Source organism: Amycolatopsis sp. NPDC052450 (assembly GCF_044547565.1).
Classification (GTDB): Bacteria; Actinomycetota; Actinomycetes; order Mycobacteriales; family Pseudonocardiaceae; genus Amycolatopsis.
Genome location: NZ_JBIUAQ010000001.1, coordinates 126,729 through 139,049, shown reverse-complemented (window position 1 = coordinate 139,049; position 12,321 = coordinate 126,729). Strand labels below are relative to the sequence as shown.

9 protein-coding genes are annotated in these 12,321 nt (G+C 69.5%); 5 read left to right on the top strand and 4 right to left on the bottom strand.

Annotated features, from left to right (window positions below; all coding sequences use genetic code 11):
* The first annotated feature begins 5 nt into the window (after positions 1-5).
* Together ACIHAO_RS00715 and ACIHAO_RS00710 are read left to right on the top strand one after the other, a co-directional pair.
* Positions 6-1,148 (top strand): MFS transporter, encoded by a 1,143-nt coding sequence (locus ACIHAO_RS00715; RefSeq protein ID WP_396554109.1) that lies wholly within the window; start codon positions 6-8, stop codon positions 1,146-1,148.
* A gap of 33 nt (positions 1,149-1,181) precedes the next feature.
* Positions 1,182-2,684 (top strand): aldehyde dehydrogenase family protein, encoded by a 1,503-nt coding sequence (locus ACIHAO_RS00710; protein WP_396554108.1) that lies wholly within the window; start codon positions 1,182-1,184, stop codon positions 2,682-2,684.
* A 102-nt stretch (positions 2,685-2,786) separates the two neighbouring features.
* Here the strand turns inward: ACIHAO_RS00710 and ACIHAO_RS00705 are convergent, their stop codons facing one another.
* Both ACIHAO_RS00705 and ACIHAO_RS00700 read right to left on the bottom strand, forming a co-directional pair.
* Positions 2,787-4,367, bottom strand: a complete 1,581-nt coding sequence (locus ACIHAO_RS00705) for a GMC family oxidoreductase (protein ID WP_396554107.1) — start codon at positions 4,365-4,367, stop codon at positions 2,787-2,789.
* A gap of 105 nt (positions 4,368-4,472) precedes the next feature.
* Positions 4,473-5,261 (bottom strand): hypothetical protein, encoded by a 789-nt coding sequence (locus ACIHAO_RS00700; protein ID WP_396554106.1) that lies wholly within the window; start codon positions 5,259-5,261, stop codon positions 4,473-4,475.
* 66 nt (positions 5,262-5,327) lie between these two features.
* Here ACIHAO_RS00700 and purS point away from each other — a divergent pair, with 66 nt between their 5' ends.
* Positions 5,328-5,567 carry a phosphoribosylformylglycinamidine synthase subunit PurS gene (gene purS / locus ACIHAO_RS00695; protein ID WP_125784867.1) on the top strand — a complete coding sequence of 80 codons (240 nt, stop codon included), beginning with the start codon at positions 5,328-5,330 and terminating at the stop codon, positions 5,565-5,567.
* A complete protein-coding gene (purQ, locus tag ACIHAO_RS00690) occupies positions 5,564-6,247 on the top strand; it encodes a phosphoribosylformylglycinamidine synthase subunit PurQ (protein ID WP_192742543.1) in 684 nt (227 codons plus the stop codon). Before purS ends, purQ begins: the two co-directional genes overlap by 4 nt.
* Positions 6,248-6,437: 190 nt before the next feature.
* Here the strand turns inward: purQ and ACIHAO_RS00685 are convergent, their stop codons facing one another.
* Entirely contained in the window at positions 6,438-8,165 is a 1,728-nt protein-coding gene (locus ACIHAO_RS00685) for an ABC transporter ATP-binding protein (protein WP_396554105.1), read from the bottom strand.
* Positions 8,162-9,787: an ABC transporter ATP-binding protein gene (locus ACIHAO_RS00680; RefSeq protein WP_396554104.1), complete on the bottom strand. Its 1,626-nt coding sequence runs from the start codon at positions 9,785-9,787 to the stop codon at positions 8,162-8,164. Before ACIHAO_RS00680 ends, ACIHAO_RS00685 begins: the two co-directional genes overlap by 4 nt.
* A 119-nt stretch (positions 9,788-9,906) precedes the next feature.
* Here ACIHAO_RS00680 and purL point away from each other — a divergent pair, with 119 nt between their 5' ends.
* The gene (purL, locus tag ACIHAO_RS00675) at positions 9,907-12,189 is read left to right on the top strand and encodes a phosphoribosylformylglycinamidine synthase subunit PurL (protein ID WP_396554103.1); all 2,283 of its coding nucleotides are present in this window, start codon (positions 9,907-9,909) and stop codon (positions 12,187-12,189) included.
* The last annotated feature ends 132 nt before the right edge of the window (positions 12,190-12,321 follow it).

The following is a 12,321-nucleotide window of genomic DNA, read 5'->3' as shown; positions in this document are numbered from 1 at the left end:
GTGGCATGACGTTGCTGCGTAATCCCGGGTATTGGCGCTGGTCGGCGGGGGTCCAGCTGAACCGGCTGCCCGCCACGATGGCGCCGCTGGCCTTCACCGTGCTGACCACCGCGACGACCGGTTCGTACCGGCTCGGCGGGATCATGATGGCCGTTTTCGTCGCCGCCGAGATGGTCGGCGCCGTGCCGACGGGGCGGCTGCTCGACCGCGTCGGACCCGCACGCGGTCTCTTCGTGCTGCTTCCGCTGGTCGCCGCGGGCCTGTTCCTGCTGGCCGCGGTCGCTTCGGCCGGAGCCCCGGACTGGGCGCTGCTCGCGCTGGCGATCCCGCCTGGCCTGGTCGCGGGCGGGTTGAACGGCGGCTTCCGGACGCTGCTCGCCGGGACGGTGACCGAAGAGGAACTGCCAAGGGCCGTTTCGGTCGACGCGATGATCCTTGAAGGCGTCATCGTCGGCGGGCCGCTGCTGGTGGCGCTCCTGGCGACGTCCGGACCGGCCGTCCCGGTGCTCGCGATGGCCGTCGTCGCCCTGCTCGCGGCCCTGCTAGTGCCTCGGCGCACGGTCACTCGGGATCCACAAAGGACAGTCGAGCGTCAAGTGATCCCGGTCGCCGCTTGCGTGCCATGGCTGGCGGGGTTGTTCACCGTCGGGCTCCTGCTGTCGACCATCGAAGTCGGCCTGCTGCCGCTCGTCCAGCGCCTCGGCGCACCCGACTCGGCGACGGCGATCGTGATCGTGGTGCTCTGCGCCGCCAGCCTGACCGGGAGCGCGCTGTACGCGGCGCGGGGCAAGCTCGGCGATCCGCGGCTGTTCCTTGCCGGCTTCGTGCTCGGCGGGATCGTGGTCTCAGCGGGCTTCGGCTGGGCCGGGCTGCTCGGCGGGGTCGCGCTGATCGGGCTCTGCACCGGTCCGCTGATGGCCGTCTCGTCGGTCAACCTGCAGAAGCTGTTGCCCGAACGCCGCCGGTCGGAGGGCTTCTCGCTGGCCTTCACCGTGCAGGCGTCGGGGTTCGGGCTGGGTTCGCTGGCCATCGGGGTGCTGCCGGTGTGGCTGACCCCGCTTCTCGGCGTCCTTGCGGCCCTCGTCTCCTGTGCGATGCTGGTGGCACGCCCCAGGCGAGCTATTGGCACGCCGTCAGTAACGTCGTAGCCTGGGCTTTGAGCCGAGACACGGGAGAAGTCGATGACCGCAGTCCAGCCGAAGCCGACCGCGCACAGCGTGGGGGAGACCTTCGATTCCCTCAGCCCGGCGACCGACGAGGTCGTCGGCACCTACCCGGTGCACAGCAAGGAGGACGTCCGCGCCGCGATCGCCCGTGCGAGGGACGCCGCCGAATGGTGGGCCGGGCTCGGCTTCGACGGTCGCGCCGAGCGGCTGCGCCGCTGGAAGGGCGTCATCACCCGCCGTCTGCCGCAGCTGTGCCAGGTCGTCCGCGACGAGACCGGCAAGCCGATCGCCGACGCGCAACTGGAAAGCGTCCTCGCCATCGAGCACATCGCGTGGGCGGGCAAGCACGCGCGCAAGATCCTCGGCAAGCAGCGCCGCGCGGCCGGGCTGATGATGTCGAACCAGGCGGCGACGGTCGAGTACCAGCCGCTCGGCGTCGTGGGCGTGATCGGCCCCTGGAACTACCCGGTCTTCACGCCGCTGGGCTCCATCGCCTACGCCCTCGCCGCCGGCAACGCCGTCGTCTTCAAACCGAGCGAGTACACGCCCGGCGTCGGGAAATGGCTGGTCGACGCCTTCAACGAGGTCGTCCCGGAATGGCCGGTGCTGCAGCTGATCACCGGCTTCGGCGAGACCGGCGCTTCGCTCGTCAGCGGAGGCGTCGACAAGATCGCCTTCACCGGTTCGACCGGCACGGGCAAGAAGATCATGGCCGCGGCCGCCGAGACGCTGACCCCGGTGATCATCGAGGCGGGCGGCAAGGACGCGGTCCTGGTCGACGCGGACGCCGACCTCGAGGCCGCCGCCGACGCGACCGTCTGGGGCGCGTTCTCCAACTCGGGCCAGACCTGCATCGGCGTCGAGCGCGTGTACGTCCATGAGCGCGTGCACGACGAGTTCGTCGCGAAGGTCGTCGAGAAGTCGAAGGACGTGCGGGCCGGTTCGGACGCGGCCGCGCAGTACGGCCCGGTGACGATGCCTTCGCAGCTCGCGGTGATCAAACGCCACATCGCGGACGCCATCGAACGCGGCGGCAAGGCGCTGGTCGGCGGCGTCGACGCGGTCGGCGACCGCTACGTGCAGCCGACGGTGCTCGTCGACGTGCCGGAGGACTCCTCGGCGGTCAAGGAGGAGACGTTCGGCCCGACCGTCACCATCGCCAAGGTCCGCGACATGGACGAGGCCGTCGAGAAGGCCAACGACACGAAGTACGGCCTCGGTTCGACGGTGTTCTCGAAGTCGCGCGGCCTCGAACTGGCCGCCCGCCTGCGCACCGGCATGACCTCGATCAACGCGCCGCTTTCCTTCGCCGGCATCGCTTCGCTGCCCTTCGGTGGCGTCGGCGACTCGGGCTTCGGCCGCATCCACGGCCCGGAAGGCCTGCGCGAATTCGCCCGGCCGAAGGCCGTCGCACGACAGCGCTTCACCGCGCCGATCGTGCTGACCTCGTTCTCCCGCAAGGAAAAGACCGATGCCCTGGTGGCGAAGCTCATTACGGTGCTGCACGGGAAACGCTGACCTGCCGCCTTGTCAACCCCGCGCGCAATGAAGGGGCCTTTCATAGCAAAATTTGCTATGAAAGGCCCCTTCATTGCGCTTGCGGAGGCGTGAAAGGACCGGTCACGAGCCCCGAATGAGGTCCGCCGCCTTCTCCGCCACCATGATCGTCGGCGCGTTCGTGTTCCCGCGCGGCACCACGGGCATCACCGACGCGTCCACGACTCGCAGCCCGTCCACCCCGCGCACCTTCAGCGACGGGTCGACGACGGCGTTCTCGCCCGTTCCCATCGAGCAGGTCCCGACAGGGTGGTACAGCGTCTGCGTCTTCTCGCGCACGTAGTCGGCCAGTTCGCTGTCGGTCAGGTCGTGGCGCTCCGGAAGGAACGGCTTGTCCAGGTACCGCGCGAGCGGACCGGACTTCCCGATCTCCACCAGCGCGCGCATCCCGGCGAGCATCTTCTCCATGTCCACGGACTCGGCGTAGTACGCCGGATCGATTTCCGGCTTCCACAACGGATTCGACGACTTCAGCCGCAACCGTCCCCGGCTCGCGACGTCGACCAGGGTCGCCGCCGACGTGAAGCCCGGCACCGTCGGTTCGCGCATTCCGTTGTCGTAGAACAACGTCGGCGCGACGTGGATCTGCATGTCCGGCGGCGAGACGCCGTCCGCGGCGGGGAAGAACGCACCCGCCTCGCCGATGTTCGAGGCCAGCGGGCCGCGTTTGGTGAGCTGGTAGCGCACCAGTCCGCCCGGCGTCGCCGCGTCCACCAGGTCGGTGGTGCCGCGGGTCGACCAGATGATCCCGCAGGCGGGGTGGTCGTGCAGGTTTTCGCCGACACCGGGAAGCGACGCCACCACGTCGATCCCGTGCTCCCGCAGGTGTTCCGCCGGGCCGACGCCGGAGAGCATCAGCAGCTGCGGCGAGTTCACCGCGCCGCCGCTCAGCAGGACTTCGGCCGACGCGCGCACCGTCGTCTCGACACCTTCGTCCAAATAGGACACACCGACGGCGCGGGTTCCTTCGAACACCACGCGCGTGGCTTGGGCGTTGGTCCGCACGGTGAGGTTCGGCCGCGACAACGCGGGCCGCAGGTACGCGTCGGCCGTCGACCAGCGGCGGCCCTTCTTGCAGGTCACCTGGTAGACGCCGGCGCCTTCCTGTGACTCGCCGTTGAAGTCGTCGGTGCGCTTGAGGCCCCAGGCGACCGCGGAATCCACCCAGGCGTGGGACAGCTCGTGGGTGAAGCGGCGGTCCTCGACGTTCAGCGGCCCATCGGTGCCGTGCAGCGGCCCGCCGAGCCGCTGGTTGCCTTCCGCCCGTTTGAAGTACGGCAGGACGTCGTCGAAACCCCAGCCCTCGGCGCCGTGCCCGTCACGCCAGCCGTCGTAGTCCGCGCGGTTGCCGCGGATGTAGATCATCGCGTTGATCGAGGAACAACCGCCGAGCGTCTTCCCGCGCGGCCAGTACAGCGTCTTGCCGGTGTGCTTCTGCTCGACCGTCTCGTAGTTCCAGTCCCATTTCGTCTTGAACAGACCGGGGAACGCCGCGGGGATGTGGATCTCGTCCGCGTCGTCCTCGCCGCCCGCTTCGAGCAGGAGCACCCGCGCTGACGGATCCTCACTCAGCCGGTTCGCCAGCACGCATCCCGCGCTGCCCGCGCCGACGATGACGTAGTCGAAGGAGTCCTGATCGGCCACGGTGCCTCCTGCTGCTGCTCACCCGGTGTTGGCGTGCTGCCAATGGGCTCATCTTGGCCCAGCGACGCGCTCCGAGCATCCCCCAGTCGAAGGACTGATGCGAGCTCAGTCGGAGTCGGGTGAAAAAGAAGCCACGCAGGGCCCGCCTTCGGCACTGTCGTCGGTCTCGATCCGCCCGGGCTGCCGGACGCCGTCGACCTCACCCGCGAGATGCAGGATCGTCTGCTCGGCGGTGGTCAGCAGGTCGGCCTTCTCGACGGTGTACCTGGCCTCGCCGTGGATGATCTGCTGCACGCCGTCGCGGGTCGTGTCGGGCACCTTCTCGCACAGCACGGACAACGCCGCCGGGATGTCCCGCGTGTTGATCGCGTCGACGAACTTGTTCCCCGCCTCTTCCCCGGTCTTGACATCGGGCCGCGGCGACGGCTTCGTCTCGATGCCCGGCAGCGGCTCGGGCTCGCCGCCGACCTTGGCGTCACGCACGCACCAGCCGCCTTCGCCGGGGATCATCGCGATCCCGACGGTCTGACCCGCGGCGGTGAACGCGGCCGAGTACTCCTGCGCCGCACGCTGGTGCGCGGGCGTGCTCAACTGTGCGCCGTCGGAGACGGCCATGGTCTGCTCGAAGGTGTAGGACCGCTTAGAGCGGATCGCGCACCAGAGCTGACTGACGCGATCTTCGGCGACGCCGTTCACGAACGACTGGCTCAGCTGCTCCGGCGTCGCGCGCGAGGAGGTGTCCGCCTTCGCCTTGAAGAACCCCGGCGACACGAAGCCGGTGAACGCGACACCGCCCGCGATCAGGACGAAGACCAGCACGAGAGTGATCCAGAGCCAGGCCTTCGACTTCTTCGGCGGCGGGGTGTACCCGTACTGCGGTTGCCCGTAGGTCATGCGGCAACCGTAGTGAAGTAGGCTCGGGCGGTACCCACGACCTGCGTGAATAAGGAGCAGCCTGCCGTGGCCCGAGTCGTTGTCGACGTCATGCCCAAGCCCGAAATCCTCGACCCGCAGGGGCAGGCCGCGCTCGGCGCCGCCGGTCGTCTCGGCTTCACCGGGATCACCGAGATCCGTCAGGGCAAGCACTTCGAGATCGAGGTCGACGACTCCGTCGACGACGCGACGCTCGAAAAGATCGCCGAAGGGTTCCTCGCGAACCCGGTCATCGAGCAGTGGACCATCAAGCGGGTGGACGCGTGAGCGCCCGCATCGGGGTCATCACCTTCCCCGGCACGCTCGACGACGGTGACGCCGCCCGCGCCGTCCGCTACGCCGACGCCGAGGCCGTGCCCCTGTGGCACGCGGACGAGGACCTGAAGGGCGTCGACGCCGTCGTCGTCCCCGGTGGCTTCTCCTACGGCGACTACCTGCGCGCCGGCGTCATCGCCCGCTTCGCGCCGGTGATGTCTTCGGTGATCGAGGCCGCCCACAAGGGCATGCCGGTGCTGGGCATCTGCAACGGCTTCCAGATCCTGTGCGAGGCCGGGCTGCTGCCGGGCGCGATGATCCGCAACGCCGGCCTGCACTTCATCTGCCGTGACCAGTGGCTGCGCGTCGAGAACAACGACACCGCGTGGACCACCCGGTACGACAAGGACGCCGAGATCCTCATCCCGATGAAGAACATCGACGGCTGCTTCGTCGCCGAGCAGGCCACCCTCGACGAGCTGGAGGGTGAAGGCCGCGTGGTGTTCCGCTACGTCGGCGGCAACCCGAACGGCTCGCGCAACGACATCGCCGGCATCCGCAGCGAGAACGGCCGCGTCGTCGGCCTCATGCCGCATCCGGAGCACGCCATCGACGCCCTCACCGGGCCTTCCGACGACGGGCTCGGCATGTTCTACAGCGCCGTGGACGCTCTGTCGTTGGTCGCGCGCTGACGTGAACCCGCCGAAGGGGCGCCGTTCCGTATCCAACTCGCGTTGAGTGCGGAGGGCGCCCCTTCATCGTGTTCACGTGGGCCTTCGGCCCGAAAGAGGGCGCGCGACGTGAAGTCTCCGTCGGGCGCGGGGCGCCCTTGGGGAGACGCGTTTCCGCCTGACACCCCATGCATTTAGTCCTCTAAATGCGTCAGGAGGCGGCGGCCACCAGGGCGGCATAGGGGCCGCCGGCGGCGAGCAGTTCAGCGTGCGAGCCCAGCTCGGTCACCCGGCCGCCCTCGATGACCGCGACCCGGTCCGCCGCGGCCGCCGTGTGCAGCCGGTGCGCGATCGCGATCACCGTGCGCCCTTCGAGCACCGCGCTCAGCGACCGCTCCAGCTCCCGCGCCGAACCCGTGTCCAGCAGCGACGTCGCCTCGTCCAGCACCAGCGTGTGCGGGTCGGCCAGCACCACCCGCGCCAGCGCCAGCTGCTGCGCCATCGCCGCCGGGACGGCGACCGCCCCGGCCCCGACCTTCGTGTCCAGCCCGGCCGGCAGGTTCGCCACCCACTCCGAAGCCCCGACCGAGGCCAGCGCGGCCAGCAGCCGCTCGTCGGACCAGTCCCCGGCGGGCAGCGTGAGATTGTCCCGCAGCGTCCCCGCGAACACGTGCTGCTCCTGGGTCAGCAGCAGGACTTCACCGCGCAGGACGTCGTCCGGCAGCGTCGAGACTTCGGCGCCGCCGACCCGCACGGAACCCGATGTCGGCGCCGACATCCCGGCCAGCAGCCGTCCCAGGGTCGACTTGCCCGCACCGGACGGCCCGACGATCGCCAGCCGTTCACCGGCGGGCACCCGCAGGTCGATCCCGTGCAGCACTTCGCGGTCCGCGTTGTAGCCGAAGCGCACGTCGCGCACTTCGATGTCCTGGCCGCGCGGAGCCTCCGAGGTCGTCTCCGAAGACGGAGCCGGCCGCACGCCCAGCAGCCGCCGCAGCGAGGCCCCGGCAACCTGCATGTCCGCGAGCCAGAACAGCGCCTCGTTCAGCGGGCCGGTCATGACCTGCGAGTACAGCAGCATCGCGGTGATCGTGCCGAGCCCTTCCCAGCCGTTCGAATAGGCGAGCAGGCCCAGCCCGAGCATCACCGGCACCGGTAGCACGTAGCTGATCTCCAGCGACGGGATCCACCGCATCTGCAGCGCCCGGATCTTGCGCTCGCCCAGCATCGACGCGTCGAGCCCGTCGTGCCCGGCCCGGATCCGGCGGCCGGTCAGGTTCAGCGCCTCGGCCGTCCGCGCGCCCTCCGCGGTCTCGTGCGTGGTGGACTGCAACTCGGACCACTTGTCGAGCATCCGCCGCATCACGTCCGGGATCCGGCGCTGGTACCAGATGTTCACCGGCACCAGCAGCGGCAGCGCGACGAGCAGGCCCAGCGCCAGGAACGGCGACGTGATCACCATCGCCACCACGGTGAACACCACCGTGACGGCGGCGATCAGGATCTCCGGCGCGCCGAACCGCACCGCGTGGTCGATGCGGCTGACGTCGGTGGTCGCCCGGCTGAGCAGGTCACCGGTGCCCGCCGCCTCGACCGTCCCGAGGGGCAGGTTCAGCGCGTTGCCGACGAACTCCTCGCGGTTGCGCGCGAGGATCCGCTCGCCGAACACCCGCGCGCGGAGCCGGGCCAGCCCCTTGAACCACGCCTGTGCGCCCAGCACCACCACGAACGCGACCGCCAGCCACGTGATCGTGGTGGTCGTCGTGCCTCCGACGACCTCGTCCACCAGCACGCCCAGCAGCCGCGGCCCGGCCAGCCCGATCGCGGTCGCGACACAGAACAGGCCGAGCATCACGGAGAACTCACGCTTGTTGTCCCGCGCGGTCTCCTTGATCCATCGTCGAACGTCTTTCTTGTCTGCCAAAGGCAGCTTCTTCATGCGGGCACTTTCGTACTCACGACCACATCGGCGACATGCGTCCACAGTGGACTCTGACTGAACACGACGGTGGTCTTGCCGCGCCGCAGCTTCGCGACGCGTTCGGTTATGCGGGCTTCGGTATGCGCGTCGACGGCCGAGGTCGGCTCGTCGAGCAGCAGGACGTCGGCGTCGGTCGCCAGCGCGCGGGCCAGGTTCAGCCGCTGCCGCTGGCCACCGGAAACCTCACGTCCGCGTTCGCCGATCACCTCGTCGACGCCGTTGGGCAGCGCGTCCACGATGTCGTCGGCGTCCGCCGCGTACAGCGCTTCGGTGATCTCGACCTCGCCGGGCTCGGTGGGGGCGACCTGTTCGCGCAGCACTCCGGAGAACCAGATGTCCTGGTTGTGCGCGAACACGACCCGCCGCCGCAGCTCGCCGAGGGCGACCCGATCCACCGGAACCCCGCCGACAAGGGCAGGTTCACTCGGATCGGTGAACCGCGCCATCCGCGAAGCGACCGCTTCGGCATCGGCTCCGACGTCGATGACGGTCAGCTTCCCGGCCTCGGCCTTGATCCCGGTCGTCTCGTCGTAGAGATCCAGCGGGCCTTCCGGCAGCGGGACAGGGTGCTCCGGCTCGGCGAGCGTGCGTTCGGTGGACAGCAGTTTGCACACCTTCCGCGCCGAAACCAGCGCGGCGCTCAGCACGCCCGCGAATTCGGTCGCCGTCGTCACCGGGATCACCAGGAACACCGAGACGCCGTAGAACGTGATCAGCTCGCCGACGCCGATGGTGCCGTTGATCGCCAGCTGCGCGCCCAGCCAGGTGATGACCACCGTGACCAGTCCCGGCAGCGCGACCTCGGCGCCCGCGAGCCACGCTTCGCTGCGTCCCACCTGGACACCGGCCGCCCGCACCCGCTGGCTGGAGCGGCGGAAGCGGTCGAGGAACTGCTTCTCGCCGCCGACACCGCGAAGGATCCGCAGGCCGGAGACGATGTCCGCGGCCAGCGCGTTGACGTCGGTCTTCTCCTCGCGCTGCTTCGTCTGGCGCTTCTCCAGCGGCTTCAGCAGCGGGCCGATGCCGACCACCGCCAGCGGGACGCCGACCAGCGCGACCACGCCGAGCAGCGGGGACGTCGTCAGCAGCGCCGTCGCGCAGACGATGAACGCGATCAGCGAGCCGAAGGCCCGCCCCAGCACCTCGAAGGAATCACCGATCGGGTTGATGTCGCTGGTGGTGATCGCGACCACGTCACCCGTGGTGGTCGTGTCGCGCAGGTTCGCGCCCAGCTTCGCCGCGTGTTCGGTGGCGAGCCGCTGCGTCACCCCGGCGCCGTGGATCCAGCAGCCGTAGGAGGCGAAGTGCTGCACCGTGCCCGCGAGCGTCTGCGCGATCCCGAGCCCGGCGGCCGCGAGGCCCCACAGCCAGACGGAATCGCCATCGCCGCGGCCGATCGCGTCGATCCCCCGGCCGATCGCGACCGGCAGCAGGGCGATCGGCAGCGACCACAGCGCACCGCTGATCGCCGAGACGGCGAGCAGTCCCGGGCGCGCGAGCATCATCCTGACGAGGTACCGCCAAGCGGTCGGCTTGGCGGGCAGGCGTAGTCGCGGAAGCGGATATGTGGCGGAAAGCACGATTGTCGACGTTAAGCCGATCACCGTCGCGGGCGCGACCGATTTATGCGTGGGCGACGGCAGGGTGAACAGACCCCTCACCTACTCTTAAGGCCGTGGCGAACCCTGAGGTTGACACCGTGACCAGCACCGTTGACACCACTCAACGCGCCGAGGCGACCCCCGAAACGACCCAGCCGTACGTCGAGCTCGGCCTCGCCGACGACGAGTACGCCCGGATCAGGGAGATCCTCGGCCGCCGTCCGACCGACGCCGAACTGGCGATGTATTCGGTGATGTGGAGCGAGCACTGCTCGTACAAGTCCTCGAAGAAGCACCTGCGCTACTTCGGTGAGACCGCCACTCCCGAAATGAAGGAGAAGATGCTCGCCGGCATCGGCGAGAACGCGGGCGTCGTCGACATCGGCGAGGGCTGGGCGGTCACCTTCAAGGTCGAGAGCCACAACCACCCGTCCTACGTGGAGCCGTACCAGGGCGCCGCGACCGGCGTCGGCGGCATCGTGCGCGACATCATGGCGATGGGCGCGCGCCCGCTCGCGGTGGCGGACGCGCTGCGCTTCGGCCCGGCGGACGCCCCCGACACCCGTCGCGTGCTGCCCGGCGTGGTCGCCGGCGTCGGCGGCTACGGCAACTGCCTGGGCCTGCCGAACATCGGCGGCGAGCTGGTGTTCGACCCGAGCTACTCCGGCAACCCGCTGGTCAACGCCCTGTGTGTCGGCGCGATGCGGGTCGAGGACCTGCACCTGGCGTTCGCCTCGGGCAAGGGCAACAAGATCATCCTGTTCGGCGCGCGCACCGGCCTCGACGGCATCGGCGGCGTGTCCGTCCTCGCGAGCGACACCTTCTCGGGTGACGAAAGCTCGGGTGGCCGCAAGAAGCTGCCCAGCGTCCAGGTCGGCGACCCGTTCACCGAGAAGGTGCTCATCGAGTGCTGCCTCGAACTGTTCGCCCAGAAGCTCGTCGTCGGCATCCAGGACCTCGGCGGCGCCGGGCTCTCCTGCGCGACGTCGGAGCTGGCGGCCGCCGGTGACGGCGGCATGCACATCTACCTCGACCGGGTTCCTTTGCGCGCCACCGGGATGACCCCGGCGGAGGTGCTGTCCAGCGAGTCGCAGGAGCGCATGTGCGCGGTCGTCTCGCCGGAGAACGTCGAGGCGTTCATGAAGGTCTGCGAGAAGTGGGACGTCATCGCCACCGACATCGGTGAGGTCACCGACGGCGAGCACCTGGTCATCACCTGGAACGACGAGGTCGTCGTCGACGTCCCGGCGCACACCGTGGCGCACCAGGGCCCGGTGTACGACCGCCCGATCCAGCGTCCGTCCACACAGGACGCACTGCAGGCCGACACCTCGGCGAAGCTGCCGCGTCCGTCCACTTCGGACGAACTGCGTGCCGACATCCTCAAGCTGATCTCGTCGCCGAACCAGGCGTCGAAGGAATGGGTGACCTCCCAGTACGACCGCTACGTGCGCGGCAACACCGTGTCCGCGCAGCCGTCGGACTCCGGCGTCATCCGGATCGACGAGTCGACCGGCCGCGGCGTCGCCGTCTCGACCGACTGCAACAGCAAGTTCGTCTACCTCGACCCGTACGAGGGCGCGAAGCTCGCGCTGGCCGAGGCGTACCGCAACGTCGCCACGAGCGGCGCGAAGCCGGTCGCGGTGTCGGACTGCCTGAACTTCGGCGCGCCGACCGACCCGGGTGTGATGTGGCAGTTCGAGCAGGCCGTGCACGGTCTCGCCGACGGCTGCGTCGAACTCGGCATCCCGGTCACCGGCGGCAACGTCAGCTTCTTCAACCAGACCGGTGACACGGCCATCCTGCCGACCCCGGTGGTCGGCGTGCTCGGCGTGATCGACGACGTCACCCGCCGCATCCCCACCGGGATCGGCGCCGAGGCCGGGGAAACCCTGCTGCTGCTCGGTGAAACGCACGACGAGCTGGACGGTTCCGCCTGGGCGCGCGAACTGCACGGCCACCTCGGCGGCCGCCCGCCGCGCGTGGATCTGGCCCGCGAGAAGCTGCTCGCCGACATCCTCATCGCCGGTTCCCGCGACGGCATGATCTCCGCCGCGCACGACGTCTCCGACGGCGGCCTGATCCAGACCCTCGTCGAGACCGTCCTCATCGGACAGTGCGGTGCCCGGGTCTTCCTCGACTCGGAGCAGGACCCGTTCGTGCAGCTGTTCTCCGAATCCGCGGGCCGGGTGCTGGTCGCCGTGCCGCGCACCGAGGAACTGCGGTTCACCGAGATGCTCACCGCGCGCGGCCTGCCGTGGCGCAAGACCGGCGTGGTGGACCCGGAATCGGGCTCGCTCGAACTCCAGGACATCACGGAGTTCACGCTGGACGAGCTTCGGGAGACTTGGGAGCGCACGCTTCCGGCACTTTTCGACTGAAGTGAAGTGGCCGTTCGGTGCGGGTGGTGGGGGGGTGTTAATTGTGTGGTAAAGAAACAAAAAAACAAACACACCAACTTAAACCCCCCCCACAAAGGGCCCCCCACCCACGCGGGCGAGCCCGACGCCCCC